This is a genomic window from Tritonibacter sp. SIMBA_163, assembly GCF_046535935.1.
GTDB lineage: Bacteria > Pseudomonadota > Alphaproteobacteria > Rhodobacterales > Rhodobacteraceae > Epibacterium > Epibacterium scottomollicae.
Genome location: NZ_JAWJBP010001264.1, coordinates 1 through 238, shown reverse-complemented (window position 1 = coordinate 238; position 238 = coordinate 1). Strand labels below are relative to the sequence as shown.

Annotated in this window: 1 protein-coding gene; it reads left to right on the top strand. The window is 58.0% G+C overall.

The window, feature by feature from the left end; all coding sequences use genetic code 11:
- Positions 1–215 (top strand): hypothetical protein (locus R0J92_RS26370; protein WP_411053862.1); only part of this gene is annotated, 215 nt, incomplete at its 5' end.
- Positions 216–238: the final 23 nt, after the last annotated feature.

Genomic DNA, 238 nt, shown 5'->3' with positions numbered 1-238 from the left:
ATGTGCTGGTGGTCGATGAATCTCACAGCCTTGGCCATGACGATTGGGTGGTGGTGGAAATGGACGACGCGCTTCACCTTTACAAGACGTTTCGCGTGGGGTCGCGGTATCGGCTGTTGCCACCGAATGGGGGCAATGGCTTGATGGCCACGGCGCGGATGGTGCGCGGTGTGGTGGTGCATCAAGCTAGGTGTCAGTTGGATGAGGCGCTGTGATTCGCCTTTGTTTGGTTAGCTGG